The organism is Stenotrophomonas humi, assembly GCF_001431415.1.
Classification (GTDB): domain Bacteria; phylum Pseudomonadota; class Gammaproteobacteria; order Xanthomonadales; family Xanthomonadaceae; genus Stenotrophomonas; species Stenotrophomonas humi.
On record NZ_LDJI01000009.1, the window covers coordinates 122284 to 144369 of the forward strand.

Annotated in this window: 21 protein-coding genes and 1 tRNA gene; 5 read left to right on the plus strand and 17 right to left on the minus strand. The window is 61.7% G+C overall.

The window, feature by feature from the left end:
* Positions 1 to 32: 32 nt before the first annotated feature.
* Positions 33 to 398: a DUF6164 family protein gene (locus ABB26_RS04870; protein ID WP_057632500.1), complete on the minus strand. Its 366-nt coding sequence runs from the start codon at positions 396 to 398 to the stop codon at positions 33 to 35.
* Positions 399 to 459: 61 nt separating this feature from the next.
* Between ABB26_RS04870 and ABB26_RS04875 the strand changes: the two genes are divergently transcribed.
* Together ABB26_RS04875 and ABB26_RS04880 are read left to right on the plus strand one after the other, a co-directional pair.
* Complete coding sequence (locus ABB26_RS04875; protein WP_057632655.1) at positions 460 to 891, plus strand: FKBP-type peptidyl-prolyl cis-trans isomerase; 432 nt, start codon at positions 460 to 462, stop codon at positions 889 to 891.
* A complete protein-coding gene (locus ABB26_RS04880; RefSeq protein ID WP_057632501.1) occupies positions 875 to 2125 on the plus strand; it encodes a TIGR03862 family flavoprotein in 1251 nt (416 codons plus the stop codon). Before ABB26_RS04875 ends, ABB26_RS04880 begins: the two co-directional genes overlap by 17 nt.
* 198 nt (positions 2126 to 2323) lie before the next feature.
* On the opposite strand, the gene ABB26_RS04885 is transcribed toward ABB26_RS04880, so the two are convergent.
* The 4 genes from ABB26_RS04885 to hemN form a co-directional block, all read right to left on the minus strand.
* On the minus strand, positions 2324 to 3946 hold the full coding sequence (locus ABB26_RS04885) for an FMN-binding glutamate synthase family protein (protein WP_057632502.1): 1623 nt from the start codon (positions 3944 to 3946) through the stop codon (positions 2324 to 2326).
* 30 nt (positions 3947 to 3976) lie between these two features.
* Positions 3977 to 5266: a nucleotide sugar dehydrogenase gene (locus ABB26_RS04890; RefSeq protein ID WP_057632504.1), complete on the minus strand. Its 1290-nt coding sequence runs from the start codon at positions 5264 to 5266 to the stop codon at positions 3977 to 3979.
* Between the two features lie 24 nt (positions 5267 to 5290).
* Positions 5291 to 5374 (minus strand) — tRNA-Leu (locus ABB26_RS04895).
* Positions 5375 to 5444: 70 nt separating this feature from the next.
* The gene (hemN, locus tag ABB26_RS04900; RefSeq protein ID WP_057632656.1) at positions 5445 to 6854 is read right to left on the minus strand and encodes an oxygen-independent coproporphyrinogen III oxidase; all 1410 of its coding nucleotides are present in this window, start codon (positions 6852 to 6854) and stop codon (positions 5445 to 5447) included.
* 193 nt (positions 6855 to 7047) lie between these two features.
* Here hemN and ABB26_RS04905 point away from each other — a divergent pair, with 193 nt between their 5' ends.
* A complete protein-coding gene (locus ABB26_RS04905) occupies positions 7048 to 7338 on the plus strand; it encodes a hypothetical protein (RefSeq protein ID WP_057632506.1) in 291 nt (96 codons plus the stop codon).
* Positions 7335 to 8387, plus strand: coding sequence for a 4Fe-4S dicluster domain-containing protein (locus tag ABB26_RS04910; protein ID WP_057632508.1), 1053 nt, complete (start codon positions 7335 to 7337; stop codon positions 8385 to 8387). Before ABB26_RS04905 ends, ABB26_RS04910 begins: the two co-directional genes overlap by 4 nt.
* A 43-nt stretch (positions 8388 to 8430) precedes the next feature.
* On the opposite strand, the gene ABB26_RS04915 is transcribed toward ABB26_RS04910, so the two are convergent.
* From ABB26_RS04915 to ABB26_RS04930, 3 genes are all read right to left on the minus strand, one after another.
* The gene (locus ABB26_RS04915) at positions 8431 to 8856 is read right to left on the minus strand and encodes a hypothetical protein (RefSeq protein ID WP_057632510.1); all 426 of its coding nucleotides are present in this window, start codon (positions 8854 to 8856) and stop codon (positions 8431 to 8433) included.
* Between the two features lie 831 nt (positions 8857 to 9687).
* Positions 9688 to 11493: a tail fiber domain-containing protein gene (locus ABB26_RS19280; protein WP_057632513.1), complete on the minus strand. Its 1806-nt coding sequence runs from the start codon at positions 11491 to 11493 to the stop codon at positions 9688 to 9690.
* Positions 11490 to 12290, minus strand: a complete 801-nt coding sequence (locus ABB26_RS04930) for a hypothetical protein (protein ID WP_057632515.1) — start codon at positions 12288 to 12290, stop codon at positions 11490 to 11492. The genes ABB26_RS19280 and ABB26_RS04930 overlap by 4 nt, the downstream gene beginning before the upstream one ends.
* Before the next feature lie 101 nt (positions 12291 to 12391).
* Between ABB26_RS04930 and ABB26_RS18885 the strand changes: the two genes are divergently transcribed.
* Entirely contained in the window at positions 12392 to 12913 is a 522-nt protein-coding gene (locus ABB26_RS18885; protein ID WP_152982552.1) for a hypothetical protein, read from the plus strand.
* A 157-nt stretch (positions 12914 to 13070) separates the two neighbouring features.
* Here the strand turns inward: ABB26_RS18885 and ABB26_RS04940 are convergent, their stop codons facing one another.
* The 9 genes from ABB26_RS04940 to ABB26_RS04975 are packed head-to-tail and all read right to left on the minus strand — an operon-like array spanning position 13071 to position 22062.
* Entirely contained in the window at positions 13071 to 15866 is a 2796-nt protein-coding gene (locus ABB26_RS04940; protein ID WP_057632519.1) for a hypothetical protein, read from the minus strand.
* A 3-nt stretch (positions 15867 to 15869) separates the two neighbouring features.
* Complete coding sequence (locus tag ABB26_RS04945; protein WP_057632521.1) at positions 15870 to 17258, minus strand: hypothetical protein; 1389 nt, start codon at positions 17256 to 17258, stop codon at positions 15870 to 15872.
* Entirely contained in the window at positions 17258 to 17866 is a 609-nt protein-coding gene (locus ABB26_RS04950) for a hypothetical protein (RefSeq protein WP_057632524.1), read from the minus strand. Before ABB26_RS04950 ends, ABB26_RS04945 begins: the two co-directional genes overlap by 1 nt.
* Positions 17839 to 18297 carry a hypothetical protein gene (locus ABB26_RS04955; protein ID WP_057632526.1) on the minus strand — a complete coding sequence of 153 codons (459 nt, stop codon included), beginning with the start codon at positions 18295 to 18297 and terminating at the stop codon, positions 17839 to 17841. Before ABB26_RS04955 ends, ABB26_RS04950 begins: the two co-directional genes overlap by 28 nt.
* A complete protein-coding gene (locus tag ABB26_RS04960; protein WP_057632528.1) occupies positions 18294 to 18518 on the minus strand; it encodes a hypothetical protein in 225 nt (74 codons plus the stop codon). Before ABB26_RS04960 ends, ABB26_RS04955 begins: the two co-directional genes overlap by 4 nt.
* Positions 18515 to 19090, minus strand: coding sequence for a hypothetical protein (locus tag ABB26_RS04965; protein WP_057632531.1), 576 nt, complete (start codon positions 19088 to 19090; stop codon positions 18515 to 18517). Before ABB26_RS04965 ends, ABB26_RS04960 begins: the two co-directional genes overlap by 4 nt.
* Positions 19087 to 20142 carry a hypothetical protein gene (locus ABB26_RS18890; protein ID WP_152982553.1) on the minus strand — a complete coding sequence of 352 codons (1056 nt, stop codon included), beginning with the start codon at positions 20140 to 20142 and terminating at the stop codon, positions 19087 to 19089. Before ABB26_RS18890 ends, ABB26_RS04965 begins: the two co-directional genes overlap by 4 nt.
* Entirely contained in the window at positions 20135 to 21715 is a 1581-nt protein-coding gene (locus tag ABB26_RS04970) for a packaged DNA stabilization protein (protein WP_057632533.1), read from the minus strand. Before ABB26_RS04970 ends, ABB26_RS18890 begins: the two co-directional genes overlap by 8 nt.
* Positions 21715 to 22062, minus strand: a complete 348-nt coding sequence (locus ABB26_RS04975) for a hypothetical protein (RefSeq protein ID WP_057632535.1) — start codon at positions 22060 to 22062, stop codon at positions 21715 to 21717. Before ABB26_RS04975 ends, ABB26_RS04970 begins: the two co-directional genes overlap by 1 nt.
* Between the last annotated feature and the right edge of the window lie 24 nt (positions 22063 to 22086).

Consider the following 22086-nt stretch of genomic DNA (forward strand, 5'->3'; position numbering starts at 1 on the left):
TATTGTACCGGCCAGCCGCACTATTGGCCGCCTCAGCCGCGCAGCAGCACGAACGGCAGCAGCACCAGCGCCGCGGCAGCCAGCATGCCCAGCAGCACCGCAATCACGTACAACGGGCGCTGCCTGAACAAACTACTGAACGTCTGTGCGGTGCCATCCTGCAAACCGGCCTCGCGTTCGGCGCGCATGCGCTGGCTGCGTTCAGCCTGATAGGTCGCCATCAACGCTTTGGCGCGCGGGTGGTCTTCGTTGTCACGCAACCAGATGCCGCCGTTGGAAATACCCCACGGGCTGGGTTCGGTGCGATACCAGGGGATGTGGTTGAGATCGAGCAGTTCGCCGACTTCGTGACTTTCATCGTCACCGACATTGCGCAGATTGAGGAGCAGCTTGGCCATCGCTCAATGATACCCGCCAGCGATGCGCTACCCTTGCACGCCTTTTCCGCTGGAGCTGCTCATGCGCCGTCTGTTCATCCCGCTTCTGCTGTCCCTGCTCGCCGCCGGCTGCACCCCGCCGGGCCCGCCGCCGGGTGGCAGCATCGCCACGTTCGAGCGTATCGACACCCAGCCAGGCAGCGGCGCCGAAGCCGTCGCTGGCAGCAAGATCACCGTGCATTACACCGGCTGGCTGTACGACGAACGCACCGCCGACAAGCATGGCGAGAAGTTCGACAGCTCGGTGGACCGTGGCGAACCCTTCAGCTTCAACCTGGGCGAAAAGCAGGTCATCCGCGGTTGGGATGAAGGCTTTGCCGGCATGAAGGTCGGCGGCAAGCGGACGCTGATGATTCCTGCCGAATACGGCTACGGCAATCGCCGCACCGGGCCGATCCCGGCCGGCTCCTCGTTGGTTTTCGATGTAGAACTGCTTGATGTCCAGCCACGCTGATACCGGCCTTGCCGGCAAGCGCGTTGCCGTGATCGGCGGTGGCCCGGCCGGGCTGTTCGCTGCCGAACATCTGTGCGTGGCCGGATTGCAGGTGGATCTGTATGAGGCCAAGGGCTCACCCGGGCGCAAATTCCTGATCGCCGGCAAAGGTGGGCTCAACCTCACCCATTCCGATCCACGCCCACTGTTCGACTCGCGCTATCGCGAGCGACAGGCCGCCGTCGGCGGCTGGCTCGATGGCTTCGATGCGCAGGCGCTGCGCGACTGGGCAGCCGGTTTTGGCGTGGAAACCTATGTCGGCAGCTCCGGACGCGTATTCCCGGTAGATCGCAAGGCGGCGCCGCTGTTGCGTGGTTGGGTACGGCGACTGAAAGAACGCGGCGTGCGCTTCCATGTCCAGCATCGCTGGTTGGGCTGGAATGCGGACGGCAGCCTGCGCATGGCTACCGAGGACGGCGAGATCGCCGTGCAGGCCGACGCCACCGTACTTGCGCTGGGCGGTGGCAGTTGGCCGCAATTGGGCTCTGATGGCAGCTGGATGCCGATCCTGCAGGAGCGCGGCGTGGATACCGCGCCACTGCAATCGGCCAACTGCGGCTTCGATATCGACTGGACACCCCACTTCAGCCAACGCCATGCCGGCGCGCCACTGAAGCCGGTCGTCGCCCATTGGCACGATCTGCAAGGTCAGTCACAGCAACTGCAGGGCGAGTGCGTGGTGAGCGAATACGGTATCGAGGGCAGCCTGATCTACGCGCTTTCGGCTGACCTGCGCGAAACCCTCAATCGCGATGGACAGGCACGCCTCGAACTGGACCTTGTACCGGGCCGCCACGATGAACGCCTGCTCGCCGACCTCGGCCGCCCACGCAAGGGCCGCAGCTTCGGCGAACACCTGCGCCGTGCCGCAGGGCTGGATGCGGTGAAGGCCGGCTTGGTGTTTGAAGTGCTGGGCAAGGATGCCGGCAACGATATCGCCGCCGTCGTGCGCACGCTAAAGCACCTGCCCCTGCAACTGCTGCGCCCGCGCCCGATGGCCGAAACCATCAGCACCGCCGGTGGCGTGCGACTGGAAGCAATGAATGACGCGCTGATGCTGACCGCCCTGCCCGGCGTGTTCTGCGCAGGCGAGATGCTGGATTGGGAAGCGCCAACCGGCGGCTACCTGCTCACCGCGTGCTACGCCAGCGGGCTGCATGCGGCGGACGGCGTGATTCGCTGGCTGGGCAAATAGAGTCGACGACGATCACTCGTAGTGCCGAGCCATGCTCGGCCCGAGGCATTACCGGTCAAGCTTCCGCGGAGCATGACTCCGCGCTACAGGAAGTGCGTGGGCTGGATTCCCACCCCGGCCCACGGACTTGATCACATGCAGCGCGCAGCGGCGGTAAACCGCAGCGGAGCCTGGCTCCGCTTCACGCGCTGCGCGATTTCAGCGCAGCTTGCTCGAACGCAGTGCGGTAATCCGTGCCGGCGGGATGAACGAATCACTGCGCGCATCGGCCCAGTACTCGCGGAACACCACATGCTCCGGCACCTTGTTGAGCAGTTCGCCCGGCGCAAGATAACGGTACAGCGCGGCCAGCGAGCGGATTTCCACCGGCGAGACACGGCGCAGGATGTGCTCCGGACCCAGCTCGGAAGGATCATTCAAACCGGCCGCACCCAGCAGGTCGCGCAACGCACGCAGTGTGTTCTCATGGTAGTTGAACACCCGCTGCGCCTTGTCCATCGGCTCCAGGTGACGCCAGCGGCTCGGATCCTGGGTGGCGATGCCGGTCGGGCATTTGTCGTTGTGGCAACTCAGCGATTGGATGCAGCCCAGCGCGAACATGAAGCCGCGGCCGGCATTGCACCAGTCCGCACCGAGCGCGATGGTGCGGGCGATGTCGAACGCACTGGTCACCTTGCCGGCTGCGCCGAGGCGGATGCGGTCACGCAGATTCAGGCCGACCAGGGTGTTGTGTACCAGGATCAGCGCCTCGTTCATCGGCACGCCAACGTGGTCGATGAACTCTGCCGGTGATGCGCCAGTGCCGCCTTCGGCACCATCGACCACGATGTAGTCCGGCAACAGCCCGGTTTCCAACATCGCCTTGGCGATGCCGAACCATTCCCATGGATGACCGAGCGCCAACTTGAAGCCAACCGGCTTGCCGCCGGACAACTCACGCAGGCGTGCAACGAACTGCAGCAGTTCCACCGGCGTGGAAAAAGCCGAATGCTTGGATGGTGACACGCAGTCCACGCCCATCGGCACACCGCGGGTGATGGAAATTTCCGCACTGACCTTGGCCGCCGGAAGCACCCCGCCATGGCCGGGCTTGGCACCCTGCGACAGCTTGATCTCGATCATCTTGACCTGATCGCTGCTGGCGTTCTCGGTAAAACGCTCCTCGCTGAAGCGGCCGTTCTCATCGCGGCAACCAAAATAGCCCGAACCGATTTCCCACACCAGGTCACCGCCGTTCTCGCGGTGGTAGGGCGATATCGAACCCTCGCCGGTGTCGTGATAGAAGCTGCCGAGCTTTGCGCCCTTGTTCAAGGCGCGGATGGCATTGGCCGACAACGAACCAAAACTCATCGCCGAGATGTTGAACACACTGGCCGAATACGGCTTGGCACATTCGCCACCGATCACCACGCGGAAGTCATGGTGTGGAATGCTGGTCGGCGCCATCGAATGGTTGAGCCATTCGTAATCCACCGCATAGGTGCTGCGCAGCGTGCCGAACGGCACCACGTCCATTTCATTGCGCGAGCGCTGGTAGATCAGCTGCCGCTGCTGGCGTGAGAACGGCACGTCCTCCAGATCGCTCTGTACGAAGTACTGGCGGATTTCCGGGCCGATCGATTCAAAGCCATAGCGGAAGTGCGCCAGCACCGGGTAGTTGCGACGCAGCACACTGCGCCGTTGCAGCACATCCCAGGTACCCAGCAGCGACATGATGCCGAACAGGGCAACGCCCCAGTACCAGGCGGGCCAGTGGGTCGCCAGAGCGAGCGTTACCGGCAGCAGAATCAGTGCCAGCACATAAACCAGGTAGCGATGCATTGCCTTCCTCGACTTCAGGGATGGCGGATTCTACAACCGGTCGTCCACTGCCTGCCTGGGCCAGACCGATTTGACGTCGTAGACCACCACGTCCGGCACACCCAGCGCGCGGATGGTTGCCCCATCAAAATCGCGGAATTGACGGTGCGCCACCGCCAGCACCACAGCGTCGTAAGTGCCTTGGGACGGGGCTTTCACAAGTTCTACACCGCCCAAGCCATGCATGCCGCCCTGCTCTGCCCAAGGGTCGCAGGCATCCACCTGCGCACCAGCGGCAGACAGCATCTGCACCAGGTCCAGCGCACGACTGTTGCGCAGATCCGGACAGTCCTCCTTGAAGGTCACACCCAACACCAGCACCCGTGCCCCCTGCAGCGGCTTGCCCCTGCCTTCCAGCAACAGGCGCACACGCGACACCACATGCGCGACCACGCGGTTGTTGACCTGACGCGCGGTGTGGATGAGATCAGGGTGGTAGCCCACGCTTTCGGATTTGTGCAGCAGGTAGTACGGATCAACGCCGATGCAATGCCCGCCCACCATGCCCGGCCGGAACGGCAGGAAATTCCACTTGGTACCGGCCGCTTCAAGGACATCGAGCGTGTCGATATCGAGCCGATCGAAGATCAGGGCCAGCTCATTGACCAGCGCGATGTTCACGTCGCGCTGGATGTTCTCCACCACCTTGGCCGCCTCGGCCACGCGGATGGACGATGCCGGCCAGGTGCCGGCGGTGATGATGCGTTGATACAGCGCGTCCACCACGGCAGCCGCTTCCGGCGTGGAACCGGAAGTGATCTTGCGGATGTCGGGTAGACGCCGCAGACGATCCCCCGGACTGATCCGCTCGGGGCTGTATCCACAGTAGAAATCAGCATTGAACTGCAGCCCCGAACCCTGCTCCAGCAGCGGCACGCAGACTTCTTCGGTGGTGCCCGGATAAACGGTGGATTCGTAGATCACCAGATCACCGCGTTTGAGCATGCCAGCGACCAGCACGCTTGCCTGACGCAGCGGCTCAAGATCCGGTTGCTCATGAACGTCAATCGGCGTGGGCACGGTGACGATGAACACGTTGCGTGCGGCAAGCTCCGCTGGATTGGCGGTGTAGCGCGCATGAACACCGCTGATCAATTCAGCGTCATCCAGTTCCAGTGTGTGGTCGTGGCCACGCTGCAGCTCGGCCACGCGGGCGACATTGATGTCATAGCCCAGCACATCCAGTGTCTTGCCGAATTCAACGGCCAAAGGCAGGCCAACATAGCCCAGACCAATGATGGCGATCCGCGGCGAGGCCGCGGCGGTGATCTGGGCACTCATGCCATTCCCGATTGTGCAAAGTTGTGCCCGGGGCGGGGATCGAACCCGCATAGCCTTGCAGCTGAGGGATTTTAAGTCCCTTGCGTCTACCAGTTTCGCCACCCGGGCGTCGCAATAGCGTGCCTGATCGGGCCGCGATTGTGAATCGCGAGCTGCGATCCCGCCCGGAAAAGTGGCGTCAGATGGCCTGGGAATAGCGCGCCGGCTGCTGTGGCGCCTTCAGATAGCGATCAAAACACATCGCGATCAGCCGCAGCAGCGGGCGCCCCTGGCGGGTAGCGGCAAGGCGCCCGTCGCTGCAGCTGGCCAGGCCATCACGCTGCAGCTGCTGGAGTGCATCCAGCTCTTCGGCGAAATAGCTGTCGAAATCGATGCCATGGCGCTTGCCGAGTGCGTAACCGTCAACCTTGCCGTGGCACATCAACTCCTGGATCAGCTCCGCGCGCAGCACATCGTCCTGGTCCAGCTCCAGCCCACGCCACACCGGCAAGCCGCCTTCGTCCAGACGCGCCTCCCAATCCTTGAGATCGCGCGGATTCTGGCTGTAACTGTTGTCGATGCGGCTGATGGCACTGACGCCCAGGCCCAGCAGATCGGTATCAGCATGGGTGGTGTAGCCCATGAAGTTGCGGTGCAGGCTGCCGGCGCGTTGTGCGCGCGACAGATCTTCTTCCGGCAGCGCGAAGTGATCCATGCCGATGTACTGGTAACCCGCCGCCGACAAACGCTCCACTGCCAGGCCCAACAGCGCCAGTTTCTGCTCCGGGCTGGGTAGATCGGCATCCGGAATCTGCCGCTGCGCCTTGAACATATGCGGCAGGTGCGCGTAACCGTAGATGGCCAGTCGATCCGGCCGCGCGGCCATCACCGTGTCCAGCGTGCGCCCGAAGCCTTCCAGCGTCTGCAGCGGCAGGCCATAGATCAAGTCAACGTTGACCGAACGCATGCCGTTGTCGCGACAGGCCTGGATGATGGCCATCGTGTCCTCGACGCCTTGGATGCGATTGATCGCCCGCTGCACCACCGGGTCGAAATCCTGCACACCGAGGCTGGCACGATTGAAGCCCAGCTCGGCCAGGACCGCGATGTCATCCACGCTTACCGAACGCGGGTCCAGCTCGATGGAGAAATCGCGCGCGGCGCTTTCACTGAAGTTGAAACGCTGTCCCAGGCCTTCGACCAACCGCCGCAGCTGTGCCGGCTCCAGGAAGTTCGGCGTACCCCCACCGAAATGCAGCTGGATCACCTCCCGCGCATCGGCAAACAAGGGCGCCGCACGATCAGCCTCCAGCAGCACCTGGTCGACGTAATGTTCGCCCTTGCTGCGGTCACGACTGATGATCCGGTTGCAGCCACAGTAGAAGCACGGACTGGTGCAGTACGGCACGTGCACATACAGCGAAACCGGCCGCCCGGCATTGTTGCTGCGAGCGATGGCCGCCTTGAACTGCACCTCTCCATAGCCGTCATGGAAGTGCGGCGCGGTGGGGTAAGAGGTGTAACGCGGGCCTGGCCGGTCGTGCCGGCGCAGCAGCTCCGGGTCGAAGGTCCAGCCCAGGGGGTTCAGCAGTGCAGGTTTGGTGTCCATGGCGCCCAGCATCCGCCAGCAACGGGGGCCCTGCCTTGAGCAAGATCAATCGGAAGACCCATCAGCTTGATTCAGATCAAGGCCATTCAGCAGGTCGCTCCCTAGGCTGAGGTCCTCACCATTTCGCCTGGGGACGTGCTGCTTTGGCGCCAGCGCTTTCTCCGGCCAGGCCTGCTTGCGCAAACCCGGACCCATGAACGAACTCGACCCGGCCCCGTCACCGCCCCGCACCACCCTCCAGCAACTGGGCACGGTCCTTTGGCCCAGCTTCTTCGCAGCTGCCGTGGCCGCAGCGCTGTTCTTCTCGCTGGTCGATCCACTGAAGCTGGCCGCCATCAGCCTGCCCGGACATGTCATCAGCCGTGAGTTCGGCTACACCCTCGGCTTTCTGCTGCTATGGCTGGCCACCGCCTCTGCCAGCGCCTTCACTGCCCTGCTGCTGCGCCCACGCAAGGACGACAACACCGGAAGCGGTTTCGAATGAGCGTGTCACAGGCTAAACGGGCGCGCACCGCACTGCGGACGGCCGTTGCACTGGCACTGCTGGGCGCGTTCTATCTGCTGCCGTGGTTGCAGCTGAACGCGCAGCCTGCGCTGTTGCTGGACCTTTCCGCGCGCCGGTTCCACCTGCTCGGCTTCACGCTGCAGCCGGAGAATGCCCTCCCGCTGCTGTGGCTGGTGATCGCCGGCATGGCGGCACTGTGCCTGGTCACGGTGTTGTTCGGGCGCTTGTGGTGCAGCCACGTCTGTCCACAAACCGTGCTGACCCGCGTCTTTCGCGGACTTGATCGGCTGACTACGTTCGATGGGCCGGCCAGCAGCTTCGGTCCGATTCTGCGCCACGCCTTGTGGGTGCTCATCTCGCTATGGACCGGCATCAGCTTCATCGGTTATTTCAGCCCCATCGGAGAAATCCTCGCAGATCTGCTGCAGCTGTCGCTCGGCCCATGGCAGTGCTTCTGGATAGCGTTCTACGCATTGGCCACCTGGGCGAACGTGCTCTACCTGCATGAGCAGGTTTGCACTCACTTGTGCCCTTACAGCCGTATGCAGCACCTCATTGCCGATGCGCGCACGCCTACGGTTCAGTACAACGCACGACGCGGCGAACCCCGCGGCCCGCGCGAACCGGGCAGCCTCAGTGCATTGCACCGCACACGTGGACTGCTGGATCCAACAACCGCCAGCGACTACGTTTTCCGCGCGGCCCACCCCGCCATCGCCGGCGCCCTGCCGAAGTTCAATCCGGCCCATCTCGGCGACTGCACCGATTGTGGCCACTGCCTGAGCGTCTGCCCGATAGGCCTGGACATCCGCAACGGGCATTCCAGCAGCTGCATCGAATGTGGCGCGTGCGAGGACGCGTGCGACCAGAACATGGCTGACAACCACTTCCCCGAAGGCCTGATCCAACGCATGCCGGCCCCGCTTGAGGAAGCCGCATCGGGGCCGCGCCTGAAGCCACTGCTGTTTGCTGCTTTGATGCTGGTAGCGCTGGCATTGATGATTGTCACTGCCCGGGCGCCGCAGTGAGGCGTGGCGACGTCCTGCGGCAGGACGGAATCCAATCCCCAGATCAGCGCTCGATCCTGCTCTTCATGTACTGGACACCCAGATAGCCGGTACCCACCACCGCAATGGCCGTCACGGCTAGTGCTGCCTTGAACAGTCGGCTTCGCCCATCCCGATCCTGCCCTTGCCGGGCCCGTGCGTTGTCACGCATGTCGCTGTACATCCGGCCCACGGTGAGCCGCTCTTCCGGATCCACGGCAGCCTTGAGCCATTCCGAGAAGAAGGCATAGTCGTCCTTTCCCCACGCCCGATCAGTCCGCTCCTCCGCCTCGGAGGTGCCCTTGACCGCATCGGCAACCTTGGCTGCCGCCTCTGCACCCGCTTTGGGATCTCCAGTGGTTTCCGGCTGTGTACCCTTGAAGAACGCGAAGGGCGAACCCTTGGAACTCGCTGCCGTCGGCTTCTTCGCTCCTTTCATCTCACCGCTCATTACATGCCCCCTGTCGGCAATCTGCGTTCACACAAATATACCTGCAAAGAAAATGCCGGGCGCCTGCATGAGTTTTGCCGAGCGTGCAGACCCGCCGGATTCCACGCGACGCCACACCACGTCCAACGCAATGAGTGCCATCTCATCCGCGAGGAAAGCACGGCACGCCCTCCCCTGCATCAAGATGCGGAGGACCTTGCATCACTTGCATGCACGGAATGGTTGAACGCTTCATTCGACGATGAACGTACAGCACGCCGGCTGCACGCGATTCAGAAACAAAAAAGCCGGCCAATGGCCGGCTTTTCTCGTTTTCTCCACTTCGCCGTTTCCGGGAAGTGGTGGGCGGTACAGGGTTCGAACCTGTGACCCCTACCATGTCAAGGTCACGTAAGATCAACAAAAACAAGAACTAAGGTGGTCAGTCGTGATCATCTGTGCCCTATAAGAATCAGCTACTTGCCGCTTCCGTGGGGTCAGTTTGGGGTCACCTAAATCAGCCCTCGACTCTGCCGCCAGGCCAGCTCCCTTTCGCCCACTTCGCGGCGCAGCCTTTCTTCATGCTTGACCACCCATGCCTCGCAGCCCCGGACCCCGTTCGGAAAACTGGTGCAGTCGCGCTTGCGGTGGACCAATCGCCCATCTGGCGGCGGCAAGTGGTAGTCCAGGTACACGAACCATGACTTGTCCACCCGGTCCATCATCCGGCAGACGCCTATCCCACCTAGCGATATCGTCGTCGGCAGGGTGTCGTTTGGGGACGCCTTGGTCCATTGGAAGCCGTCAGGAAGCATCCAATAAGGATACTCCCCGGCGTCTCACGGACTGGGATTAGAGGCCAGCAGCCGACAGTCTCTGCTCCATGGCATCCAGCCGATGCGCAAGCCCGCGCGCAATGAAGGCGAGCAGCTCGTCCATGCGGAAGCTGTAGCGATTGTCGGCTGCGCGGTGCTTCTGCACTATCTCGCCGTCTTCGCCACGGATCTCTGGCAACTCGTCCCACTCGTCGTAGCAGATGAATCCGTAGGCGAACGGGTCGAGTCCATGCGACTGCATTACCTCGATGGCGCGTTGCACGGTTAGGCCGATATGCTCCCGGGCAGCCTCGCCCTTGGCCCCGACCATTTCCAGCCACTTGTAGGCGCCGATCTCCCCGCCCAGCTCGATGGCTGCGGCAAGCTCTACGGCAGTCAGCGGACGAACCGGCGTCTTCTCTCGGGCATCCGAAGTGTTGATCGTTCCGGTCCCCGCATAAACAACCGAAAAACGCGCGCTCGCGAGCGCGGCGCTGTAGAGGTTGTCGTCGCTAGGGTACAGCGGACCATTGAAGAGGAAGCCGTCTGATACCAGTCGAAATCTGCGACTGAAATTGAACGCGGAGACCTCAATAAACCCCGTCGCGTTACGGTTCGCGATGTAGCCATTCCGGTCGGTCGCGGTACCGTACCCGGCTCCGACGTCGATTACAGGCACGTCCAAGTTGTCGTCGTAAAAGACAAATCGAGAGGAGTTCCCCTGCAGACTCACCGCGCCTGTAATAGGGCCGCCCGTCTTGTCGTATTTTCCTGCAAGCGCAGACGCATCGGCTTTTGTGGCAGGGGCAATGCCAGCCCAACTGGTGATGTTAGCCGGGATACTGGCGAGGTTCGCACCCCAGGTCGCGCCTACCGTTGCACCGGCTGCTATCCCCGAGAGTTTTGTGGCCTCAACGGACGTGTAGCCCTGATAGCCAGCGGCATACGACACCGTGAAGGTGCCGCTGGATGTGATGGGCGAGCCGGCAACTGCAAGGCCAGTCGGAACCGACAGTGCAACCGAGGTGACCGTGCCGGGGTTGCCCGTCGGTACCAGCAGCTCCTGCCAGTTGCCCAGCGTTCCAGCAGGCTCAGCCGTGAGGATGAACGACTTCTGCAGGTCGGTTCGCACCGCAACGTCGCCGCGCTCTGCAGCAAGGGCCAGCATGGCCGACTGGCTGGCAACGACGAATGTGTCGGTGATCGCGAGTGCAGGTAGCTGGTTGGCGGGAAGCTTCGCCCCTGCATCAAGGGTCGCGAGGCCGTTGGCTACCCCCTTCTGTGCAGCGATCCGAGCATCAGCACGGACATCGGTGTAGTAGAGGTTGCCCGTCCCTTCGTCCAGATCATCCGTCGTTGCTGCGCTCGTGCCGGTCTTGCGCCCTTTGGCGTCAAAGACGGTCTTCTGGAGGGTGCCACCGCCCACGTCTGGCACGTCAGCGAGGCCAAGTGTGACGACGCCGTCAGCGCCCACCACTTTGTCTAGATCGGCCGCCTCCACTTCGATGGCATCGGCAACCGGGAAGAATCCCTTTGCACCATCCGGACCCGTTCCGTAGTACTCGGTGTTGCCGGGGGACAACTCGTCGCCGACCAGCTGGATCTCGACCACGGACGTGCCAGCCGAGTTGACCGAGTTGCGCCCAATGATCCGCAGGGTCTGCCCATCGGCCAGATCGGCCACACGCGCGGCCAAGGCCTCGTAGAGATGGCGGAGATCATCGCCGGTCTGGGCCAAGGCGAGCTGCGCAAAGTAGTTCGCCCACGCCCGCGAGACACGCCCGTCACGCCCAGCAATCGGCTCCCCCTGACCGGGCTGGGCTGCAAAGCCGGGACTCTTCATGCTGCTGGCACCTGACCCTGAGCGATCCACTGGAAGACGATGGGGGTATTGACGTTGGCTTCGGACGGGTTGCCCTCGGCGACGTCGAAGGCGGCAGTGAAGCCGGTGGCGGTCGGAACGGAAGACAGGTACGGGACGACTACGGCGCCGCTGGCCTGCAGGCCCGGGGAGGGGATCAGGGTGACGTTCGGGGTCGTGCCCGCCTTGAACGCGGTGGCGAAGGTCACCGGGAGCGAACTCTTCTGAGTGCCGGACGCGGGCGACGTGCCCTGCCCCTTGAGGATCATCCAGTCGGTGTCGCCGCCGGTTTTGATGATGACCTTGTCCACGCCGGAGACCTCAGCGGCAGGCGGCGGCTCGGCCTTGGCGGTCCAGATGAGGTTCGCGCCATCGGTGCCGAGGATCGTGTCGGGCGATCCGGACGGGTCGGGAACCTGGCGGACATCAGCCAACAGCCAGTTGCTGCCGTCAGTCGTCAGGAACTTGCCCGGCTCCATCGGCGGCAGAGCTGCGCCGGCACCCTGCCCGCTGTCCACGTCACGAGCCCAAACGACGGTGCCGTCGCCGGCACGCAGCGTCACGGTGTAGCCGCCGTCCAGCCAGATGTTGGTGTTCGACCGGCCCGCCGAGTCCAGCGGCACCGGGTTTTCATTCGGGATGGTCTGATCCTGATCGGCCCAGGTGCCTTTCGGCGTGGTGGTGCCCAGCTCGCAGAAAGTCAGCGAACCGCCGTTGCAGGGATCGAGGCCGAGAAGGTCATGGAAGACCGGCGCCGGATTATAAAAACGAAAGCTCATTCAGGCCTCCAAAAATGACAAAGCCCGCACTGGGCGGGCTCGGGGTTGGATGTTGGCTTCACGCCCCAGTGGTACGATCTGGGGCCTAGGAGGGGGTAAACATGAGTTCCAAAAGTCAGGGAACAATCATTGCTGCGGGCTTTGCGTTTGCCGTTCTGGCCGTTGCTGCAAACGTCCATGCTGGCGAGCGAATGACCGTGACCGTCATTGACCGACAAGACAGCGCCCAGGACTACGCATACTCCGTCCCCGGAATATCGAACTCATATACAACGGGAAGCGCTCAGTGCTCCGGATATGGCAGCTCTGCGAACTGTAGCGGCACCGCCAATACATCGACGGTGTCAGCCCCTGGCTTCGTCGGCACGTACCAAGTGAGGGGAGCCACGCTGTCACTGCAGCTGCCGGATGGACGAATTGCCGTGGCCAACTGTGCTGCCAAGATGAACTGGAGCGAGTGGTCGAATCCCAGCATGTACCGGAGTTGCCGAATTCCTATGTCCTCCACGGTATCGGCCGAATTCTCTGGTGACAAAGTGAAGCTAGAGTGGCCGGTCAGCATTGACGGGAAGAAGCTCCAGAAGGAGTCTTACAAGATTCTCGCCATCCTTGATGCCCAGTAGTCTACGAATAGTTCGAGGAGCCGATGTGAGCCAGAAAGAGTTCGACCTCAGTAATACAGGTGGCCAGCCGAAAGACTGGATGCAGCGAGAGCATGAAAAGTCCCTTGAGCCTGGACTTGGCCTCAAGGGATGGGGCCTCATTGCCGTTTTCGTATTCTCATTGCTGCTGGCTGGATTCGGACTGCTGCAACTGGTCCTTTGGATTCTGCGCTAGGACATCTGCGAGCTTCGCGATTTCAGGGTCTTCCTCGCTTTCGGCAATGCGGTGCAGATTCCTTGCAGTCGCCAATACGCCATTGAGCGGGAACCGAGTAGCGTTCGCCAGTTCTCGCACAACGCTAGGATTGGTCATAAGTCGCGCCAGTACATTTCCGCCAATTCCAATGCCAACTGGCAATGCCAGAGTCCCCGTAAACAATCCGCCGATGAGTGACGCACCATAGGTCATGCCCGCCGTCCGATTCGCCGTACCCGATGGGTTGGCAAACACCTTGGCGCCATTCTTGAGATTCTCTGCCACGCGAGCAATGCGGTCCATGTCGTTGCTGAAATCTGGACCATAGCGATTGAATAGCACCTTGCGGGCTTCTGGGCTGATGTCATTCCACTTCGTCAGGAACGTGTCCGCGCTGAACACGTTGCCCTCTGCATTCTGAGCTCCACTCCGGGCAAGCCCCATTCGCTTGATGACGGCAGCCGTTACAGCCTTCTGGCTATCGCGAGGCAGCGAATCCATCACGGCACGAATCTTGGTCCCCCCCTCTTTGGTTCCTGACATCGCTGCCTTGAATACGTCTTCCGGGCCACCATTGGCGTTAACCACCCGATCAATGCGCTCCGCCCTCGCCACTCGCAGCTTGTAGTAATTGTTCGCCCGAGTCCAAGCCCTCATTGCCTCAGGCGAAGCGATTGATGCCTCCATGTCCCTTGAAAGCGCTGAGTAGAGGGATTTCCATTTGCTCCTAGGTACGTTATCTACAAGGGAATAGTTGTCGATCTCCCCTCCTACGAGCGTCCTTAGCTTTGTGAGGGCATCATAGGGGAGCTTCCCGTCCACGCGGCTTTCTAGGAGCTTCCTGACCTCAGATTCAATGTGCGCATCTCCGAAGGATGCGTCCCGAATCGCGGAATCAGGAGTAACGCGGCGCTCTATTTCTGCCGGCGACATCACTTGTGCCTCGATGTCCTTAGCAGTAGGAATCTGCGCCTCGATGTCTTTTGCGGTTGGAAGCTGCGAATCAATCTGTGACCGCGTCGGTACTCGCGCCGCAATCTCCGCATCAGAAATGACAGGTTCACGATTCGGCATGCCGAGCTGCTCCCGGCGTGCGTTTTCAGCAAGAGCCCGTTGCTGAGCCGTCCGCAACTCGAGTTGCATCTCATCTGCCTGCCGATACAGATCCTGACGGCGCGCCTCGACTGCGTTGCTCATGCGGTCGCGCAGCTGATTAGCCTCTGCGGTGAGTCGATCCCTGGCAGCCCCGGCATCGGAAACCAGATCCTGCCGTTGCAAATTAGTCTCTTCCGCCAACTGCGCCCTGCGCGATGCCGCCTGCTCCTTCAGGCTGGAGCGGAGTGCATCCGCCTCAGCCCGTACATCCGGACGAGTAAGCGTTGCTGCAAAGTCGTCGGTGTCATCAAGTAGGGATTTTTCTATCCCCTGAATCCTGGCGTTCTGGAAGAACCTGGCAACGTTTGGAGCCCCTTCAATCGACTGATTCATCCCAGCCAACGCCGTCTTGCTTTCCGACACGTCTACGCGGCGGTCACGGCCAATGGCGTCATCAGCGGCCGAATAGGCGCGATTTGATGCAGCCCTCGTTCGCTTCATCCACTCATCCGCTCCACTCAGGATCGCCTCGCCAGCATTTACGGAGCTTGCATCAGGCGACATGCTATCGGCAGTCCGGCGAAGGCCACTTCCAATGTCGTCGGCTTGGCGTTCGACAAAGCGCCCCATGACACCCGCAGAAGTTGGGCCGCCAGCCAGTAGGTTTTCGGCGCCTTGAATCAGGCGATTGCCCGAAGCCTGACCGACGGAAGGATTGGCACCGAGCGCCTGGAAGTCGGCCAGGGTGTTACGCATCTGCTGCCCGGACGTGCCACGCACAGCGCCGCGCATTGCAGCCCCACCCGCAGCGCTGGCAACGCCCGGGCCAAGTCCGCCCAGCAATCCTGCGGCCAGCTGCTGCCCCTGTGAGCCGCCCGATTCGCGGACAGCGCCGCTGGCGGCGGATCCAGTAGCGGCGGACACGCCCTGCAAAATCGGCTGGGCAGTCAGGAAGTTGCCGATCTTGGATGTGGCCGGAGCTGCACGTCCTGCGCCAGCAAGAGCATTCAACCCAGCGCCGAGGCCAAGCGTCAGACCCGTGCCGGTAAGTGCTTCGCCGACACCGGAGTAGATGCGGTCCTTGGCTGTCTGCGGCTTGTACATCCCGACGCTGTCGGCCAGATCGGATGCAGCCTGACGATAGCCACGGCCACCCGTGCTCAGGTTGGTGCCCAACTGTCGGTCAACAGGGCCAAGAACGTAGTGGTCCAAGAGGTCGCCACCAAGCGATCCGAACAATCCATAGGCGCCCTGCAGCACCTCGCGTCCGCCCACCTGACCGAGTGCACGCCCGACCGCATTGCCCTCTGGCCGCGGCGCCGACTGCCCCGACACCATGCGCGCGAACGCTGAGTCATTCGCCGGATTACGAGCCCTGTCCTCGGTGCTGGTTACGCCTGCCGTCACATCCGAGAAGTCCGAGGGTGCGGCGTTGACGCTGGGAAGGTCCGTGATTCGCGTCTGCGTGTCGAACTGCTGGCGAGCAACTGGCACCTGCGACGGGTCGCGGATCTGCGGCGTCACGACCTGCTCAAAGTATTGGTTCCGGGCCGCCTCCTTCTGCTCTGGCGGCAACGCCAGAAAGGCCTCCGATTGGGAGACCTCAGACCATTTCTTTGCCATGTGTCAGTTCCAGAGGTTGCTGAAGTCGGATGCGGGGGCGGACTGCATTGGTTGCGGCTGCGCCGCTGCGTCCTGCCCTGGAGCGGCGCGACCCGCAGCGATCTTTGCCGCTTCGATGACGTTCTGAAGCCGCGCCGACTTGTCTTTAATCGTTGCCTGACTGTCGCCGATCTGCGGGAAATAGGAGCGTCGATAGCCCTCCAACTGCTCCCGGGTATACGCCGCACCAGTGCCCAGAGTCAGTGCCGCATCAAGGATGTCGAGCTGTGCAGCCTCAACACGCTGGCGAGCAGCATGAGTGATCGTGTTGGACGCGGAGTCGCCAAACACAGCCCTGACACCTGACTGCAGAATTCCAGGCGCCGCAGCATTCGGGTCATCCTGCACGGCGCCATTGAGCTGCTGCTGAGAGAAGTTCAGTCGCTGCAGAAGGGTTGCCGCCTTGCGCTCACCTTCTGACGGCGGCTTACCAGTAACAGCGTTGGCCGACACCTGGCGCTGCTCCGCACGATCAGCCCGAGCATCGGCCCGATCTGCTCTAGCTGAAGCTTCACGAGCCATATCAAGGCGCATCTGCTCTGCAGCCGAAATCTCCGGCTTGGGGCCAACCCCAGCAACACGCACTGGGTCCAGAGTTCCCGGTGCAGCAGAGGCTGCGGGGCCTCCGTTGGGATTCATCCTCGCAGCAAGGAATGCATCGACTTGGGCCTCTGGAATGCCGGCAGCGATCAGCTGGTTAGCCAGACTCGCATTGGCATCAACCTCGGCTTGCGATCCGCCCTGCTCAAGGGGATTTGCAGGAGTCCCTTGCGGGTTGCTTTGGCTGCCGCCGATGAGCGCGTTGTTCGGGTTCGGAATCCATGCACCCGCTCGGTCAGACCACATGTATTCCGGCTGGCGCTCGGACTGATAGATGACTCGGCCATCAGGTCCGACCAAGGAATCTCCAATCACCTTGTTCTGGTTGTAAGCGGAAGTCTCAGCCCCGCCCATGCCGAGCAACTGGTGCATGGTCGTTTCGTAGCTTGGATCCCACGTCGGCGACAACTCCTGCTCGGTCGCAAGCCCCGCCCGGATGATCGCTGGACGCAGACTGTTCCAAGCACCAGATACGGCGTTTGGATTCTTACTGTCCAGCGCGCCCTTCATGTAGCGGGCCCCGTTCACCAGCAACTTGGTCTGGCGATCTTCGTCTCCCTGCCACTGCTGCTGTTGCGCCTGTGCGGCCTGCGGGTTCACTGCTGCCATATTCCCAAGCAACGACTGACGCTGCTCTGGAGGGGCCGTGTAGGCCTTCCCAGCCAGCATGTTCAATCGGGAGTTGTCGTAGGTGTCCTGAAACCCCTGCGATAGACGGGCGCCATCCGCTAGCCCTGCGAGTGCATTGACCATCAGACGCCTCCCCAGCCGATTTTGCCAAGGGCATTCAGCCCGGTGTTTGCGATGGACCCAGCCAGCGCGTTGTTGGCGTAGGCTCGCTGCCCATATGCCGATGAGCGCGCATCAGCCGCCGCGAAAGCGTTGTTCCCGGCTGCGTTGGCGTAGTTCTGCCCGAGACTGGCAAGACCAGATGCGGTTGTCTGCCCAACGTTCGCGATACCGGCCTGTCGATTCCACCAGTCTCCGAACTGCTGTGATGCTACGCCGGCGCCGAACTGCATTCGATCTGCATCAGCACCGCCGGAGTAGAGACCACCCCGAGCTGACGCACCGCGCTCAAGGCCCTTGAGACCCTGATCAAGCGTGAATTGATAGTCAGGCGATGCCTTGAAGCTGTCGAAGTTGCCGGCGCTAGCCCCCTCCAACCGGGAGAGTGCATTCTGCCCCGCCTGCAGCCACGGCATGTTGTCCTGCCGACTCTGGTCGTACTGCCGTGCCTGCTCTGCAGTGGCGGAATCTGCCGCCCGCTGTGTGGCATTGGCGGCGCCCTTTGCTGCCTTCTTCTGCTGGTTTGCTGCGTAAGCTGATACTGCTACGCCGACGATTGCTGCTGCAGGCATTTGAACGCCTCCCTTGATAGCTCAAAGAACTCCACATCCACCGGGCCGCTATCGCGCTCCCAGCCGTTGTGGATCTCGTGAAATTTCGTGAAGCCCTGCTTCAGGGCGAACCGGCGAACGTGCGGAAGATCGACGGCGATTTGCGTCAGGATCAGATCGGCGGATTGCTCGCCGAACATGTAGGCCAGTGACTGACGGGCGAACTGGGCCGCGTTCTTGGTGTGCGGCAGGAAGAGCGTGTGAACCTCGTACACGCCCGCCGCCTGCCGGTGGTAGATGAAGCCGCCACGGTCGCCAAACTCAAGGCCGATGCACTCGGCCCAGTGATCGCCCAAACGAATAGGGCCGCATCCCTTCCAGGAAACGGCCCTATAGACATCTGGGTGATTGGCGACCGACTCCAGGAACTCTGGACCGGTCGCAGTCTTCATCCGCTTCGAGGCTCCAGCTTGACCGCCGCGGCGATCAGGTCACGCTTGATCGGGCTGGAGACGCGGATCTTGCACACCGCCTCCCTGCACATGCCGACACGGGTAACCGTCACCGACTTGCCGTACTCGCCGATTGCGCCCAGCGATCTTTTCTTCCAGTTGGACGGGTTCTGGCTTGAGTCCTTGATCACAGCGATCAGGACGTGATGGTCGCCGCTCATGGGAAGTAACTCGCCTCCAGGCGTAGGTTGGTAGCCATCCCCAGCTGCCAGAGTCCCTTTGCTGAACCCGCAAAGGTTCGCTCAGTGGCGAAGCGCTCGCGCTGCTTGCGATGCCGGATAGCACCGTCGCGAACGTAGGCAAGGATGATGTCGGAATTGGAAACGTTGAAATTGCGGCCGTCATCTAGAGTGCAACGCGGGTTGACAGCATCGGCAGGCAGTAGGTCCTTCGTGAACAACTGCTCCTGCGAAACCGGGTCGTACCACCAAACCCATGGCTCCTTGTTCTGTACGAAGCACACAAAGGGGTTCATGTTCTGGTCGAAGGCCAGCCCAATCTCGGTGACGCCCGGGCGTCCGAACAGAAGGAACTCGTCCACGCCCGGTGCGGACAGATAAATTGCGGCCACTCGTGCGTCGTACCGCGCCGTCCAGACCTTAACCATCAACCCCTGTGACGAATCGTTGATCGCAACGCCGCCGTACTCGTAGTCGATAAGCGGGCTGCTCCGCTCCGGCACCAAGAATGGCGCTGGCGCATCCACCGTAGACCTGCGATCACCTGGAATCATAGGTTTGCAATGCTTAGGCGGAAGGTCAGCTCAAGCTTCTTCCCTGCAACCTTGAGGATGGCGGGGGAATAGCTGACCTTCCAGATCATGCAACCAAGGCTCAACTGTGCAGCAGAAACACCGCCACTAACGTTGCCGTTGTTGAGTCCCCAAGAGTACGTATAGTCGCGGTAGTACGTACCTGATGAATAAGCGGCCGCTGCAATAGTGTTTGCCATCAGGTTGGATGCCCAGGTCCCTCCAATTGGGGCCTCAGCGACTCCAAGTGAACCGCTGCTCAGCCAGCTTGAACTGTTTCCATCCCCGCCTGATCCAGTCGTTATCGCGGGGAACGGCCTACGTGACAGTCCACAGTATCCAACGGTAGAAGGCTCCAAACCTTGAGAGAATGTTGGCGTGAACCAAACCGGGTTGGGAGATCCTGACTCTGGGCGGCCCATACTCGCAGGGCGCGCTTCGTAATTATGCGATACCGGAGTTCCATCGATGGCAATCGAGACGGCTCCAATTAACGAATCTGGAATCCATACAGTCAGCTCCCAATGATGGTCAAGGTATTCGTCTGGCAGCACCGATACAGATGCAGGTGAACCGGACCCATTGACCGAAAGAGCCCTGCTTGCGACTTGCGTAGACCCTGTGATCGATGCATTCCCAGCCACCGTATTGAAGATCATCCCGAATTCATTGATGTTCACGGGAGATGAGCCAAAAGCGCCCGGATAGTACCGATGCACAGTAGCGATCTTCACGTAGTACGGTGCGGTCGTGTAGTTCCGCTCGACAGTGATCGACTGGCATGCACTGTACTTGCCCAAGTAGGACTGTAGGGTCGTATCCGCAAGCGTTGGCGATGCATTCCCAGCTCCTGCGACCCCATGGAAGTACATCGCCTGCGATGACGCTGCCCCTAGAAGGAAATCGAGGCCACCGCCAGTGATCAGATTCTTGCACCACGGCGTTTCGTCAATCTCGACCAAGTTCAGGTCGTACTTGATCGCCTTATGCTTACCTGACACCTTCAAATCTGCGGGGATTGCCAAGTCAAACACTGAGGCTGCCTCCTGTCGGGGCGAAGCCGACGTTCAATTGGTCCGTGGCCGCTCGGCCCTGGACAAGGGGGGACGTGAGCGCCCCCGCTCTAGGGGAGAAGCTGGTCTGCATCTGATCGGTCGCACGACCAAGCCTGATTGCGTCACGTAGAGAGCCGTCAATTGCAAGGAAACTGGCGGCCATGTAGTCAGATGCACTGCCTTGCTGGAACAAACTTCGCAGGCTCCCGCCAGTGACCGCGAATGCAACAGTCACGGAATCAGATGACAGACCCTGCTGGAACAGGCTGCGCAGCGCGCCAGTGATTGCAGCGAATGCCACAGCAACCCGCGACTGGCTAAAAGCAGGGTACGGCGGCGTAGTCAGCAGGGCTGTCGGCTCGCTGTACTCCGGGATGGTCGGAACGCCGCCCGTGTGGAACTTCAGCTCAAGCTCATTGATGCTGATCGGGTTGCCGTTGTCGTGGAGAATCCCGGTGGTCAGCTCGGAGACGAACTCCTTGTCGCCCTCCAGGTAATAGTCCCAATCGAGAGTCCACAGCTGGCCGTTCTGGAAGTCGGTGGCTACCCACTTCCGGCCCCATGACACGCAGCTATTGAGCCGCCAACGTTTGAAACCCTGCGACTCGCGACGATGCCACATGCCGCAGACAACGTCGTAACCGAAAGTCTCGCCGTCCGGGAAGGTGATGTAGTAGACCTTGTGGCCCTGGTCCTCCCAAGTGAAGGCGAATGCGTTCTTCCAGTCGTACGCGGCAATGGTCTTTTCAACCGCTCGCGTACTGATCGGCACGGCACGGTAGCCGTCGAGACGGTAGATCACCCCGTCGTTGCCCAGCCACATGACCGAGTTGTCGAGGTTCTGGATGGTATTCAGCGAAGCGCAGCCCACATCGCAGGTGTTGCCCTTGGACTGGAACGTGCCAGTCGCCCCGCCAGTGTTGTAGAAGAAGTCGACCGTGCGCTCACCGAAGACAACGACCTCGCCTTGGCTGACGGCGGTACCTACGATCCTGTCCGGCTGTGCCTCTGCCTCGCCACGATCCAGCGTGTTGTAGCTCAAGCCGCCAGCAAGATCGGAGTGCAGCCAGAACCGCCCGAACGGCTCGATCCAGAACAGATAGCCATCAATGAAGGCAACATCGATGGCGCCAGGGAATCCCTCGTCGGTGATCCGGGTGAATGCCAGCGTGTTCGTGTTGTAGATGTAGCCGGACTGCCCGTTGGCAATCGCCAACTGGTTCCCGTTCTTGATCTGGTTGTGCGCCATACGCACACGACCAACACCGGGAACGGTGCCGCGCGAGACTGCATCGCCATTGGCGCGGATCTCGTACAGCATCTGACCCGAGACAACGAACAGGCGCCCCTCGCAGTTGTGGATGCCGCGAATCGGGCCAACGCCAACGCTCTGCATCGGCTTAAGCCCGGGCGGAGTGCGCAGCTTGAACTGCGTCCGCGTGCCGGTCTGATCCGCCACGGTTGGCAGCCAGTTGCACACATCCTGAACCGACCATGCGTAGCTGTCGTCGCGGTTGAAGCCGCCCAGCAGGTTTACGGGTTCGAGCCGCATCAGAAGTACTCCGAAGGCACCACAGCACCTGAGTACGGACGGGCTGCGTAGCGATACAACGCCCTCTTGCCCCGGTCCGCGCCTGCCATCAACGTTTCAGTACGTGAGTGCGCGGCGTAGTCGTCGATCAACTCGACGGCGACGATGAACGAAATTGCGACCATGTACTTGGCAGGGATATCCGCGTCCAAGTCGAACGGGATTAGGCCGTCCCCGTACAGCTCTTCCAACTTGGCCTGAACCTGCAGATCAACGTCTGCATAGTCCTCGGCCTCGGGAGCTTCGTTGGCGTCAACAACGCCCAGCTTGAGAAGCACCAAGCGATTCAGATCGGCGCGTGCTGCCATGACTTCTCCCAAAAGAAAGGCGGG

Bases quoted from the DNA above. Each gene is read 5' to 3' on its own strand.
- ABB26_RS04885 (WP_057632502.1), bottom strand. From the start codon at position 3,946: ATGCATCGCTACCTGGTTTATGTGCTGGCACTGATTCTGCTGCCGGTA.
- ABB26_RS04970 (WP_057632533.1), bottom strand. From the start codon at position 21,715: ATGCGGCTCGAACCCGTAAACCTGCTGGGCGGCTTCAACCGCGACGAC.
- ABB26_RS18885 (WP_152982552.1), top strand. From the start codon at position 12,392: ATGAGTTCCAAAAGTCAGGGAACAATCATTGCTGCGGGCTTTGCGTTT.
- ABB26_RS04915 (WP_057632510.1), bottom strand. From the start codon at position 8,856: ATGAGCGGTGAGATGAAAGGAGCGAAGAAGCCGACGGCAGCGAGTTCC.
- ABB26_RS04955 (WP_057632526.1), bottom strand. From the start codon at position 18,297: ATGAAGACTGCGACCGGTCCAGAGTTCCTGGAGTCGGTCGCCAATCAC.
- hemN (WP_057632656.1), bottom strand. From the start codon at position 6,854: ATGGACACCAAACCTGCACTGCTGAACCCCCTGGGCTGGACCTTCGAC.
- ABB26_RS04940 (WP_057632519.1), bottom strand. From the start codon at position 15,866: ATGGCAAAGAAATGGTCTGAGGTCTCCCAATCGGAGGCCTTTCTGGCG.
- ABB26_RS04890 (WP_057632504.1), bottom strand. From the start codon at position 5,266: ATGAGTGCCCAGATCACCGCCGCGGCCTCGCCGCGGATCGCCATCATT.
- ABB26_RS04875 (WP_057632655.1), top strand. From the start codon at position 460: ATGCGCCGTCTGTTCATCCCGCTTCTGCTGTCCCTGCTCGCCGCCGGC.
- ABB26_RS04870 (WP_057632500.1), bottom strand. From the start codon at position 398: ATGGCCAAGCTGCTCCTCAATCTGCGCAATGTCGGTGACGATGAAAGT.
- ABB26_RS04975 (WP_057632535.1), bottom strand. From the start codon at position 22,062: ATGGCAGCACGCGCCGATCTGAATCGCTTGGTGCTTCTCAAGCTGGGC.
- ABB26_RS04950 (WP_057632524.1), bottom strand. From the start codon at position 17,866: ATGCCTGCAGCAGCAATCGTCGGCGTAGCAGTATCAGCTTACGCAGCA.
- ABB26_RS04910 (WP_057632508.1), top strand. From the start codon at position 7,335: ATGAGCGTGTCACAGGCTAAACGGGCGCGCACCGCACTGCGGACGGCC.
- ABB26_RS04960 (WP_057632528.1), bottom strand. From the start codon at position 18,518: ATGAGCGGCGACCATCACGTCCTGATCGCTGTGATCAAGGACTCAAGC.
- ABB26_RS04945 (WP_057632521.1), bottom strand. From the start codon at position 17,258: ATGGTCAATGCACTCGCAGGGCTAGCGGATGGCGCCCGTCTATCGCAG.
- ABB26_RS04905 (WP_057632506.1), top strand. From the start codon at position 7,048: ATGAACGAACTCGACCCGGCCCCGTCACCGCCCCGCACCACCCTCCAG.
- ABB26_RS04965 (WP_057632531.1), bottom strand. From the start codon at position 19,090: ATGATTCCAGGTGATCGCAGGTCTACGGTGGATGCGCCAGCGCCATTC.
- ABB26_RS19280 (WP_057632513.1), bottom strand. From the start codon at position 11,493: ATGAAGAGTCCCGGCTTTGCAGCCCAGCCCGGTCAGGGGGAGCCGATT.
- ABB26_RS04930 (WP_057632515.1), bottom strand. From the start codon at position 12,290: ATGAGCTTTCGTTTTTATAATCCGGCGCCGGTCTTCCATGACCTTCTC.
- ABB26_RS04880 (WP_057632501.1), top strand. From the start codon at position 875: ATGTCCAGCCACGCTGATACCGGCCTTGCCGGCAAGCGCGTTGCCGTG.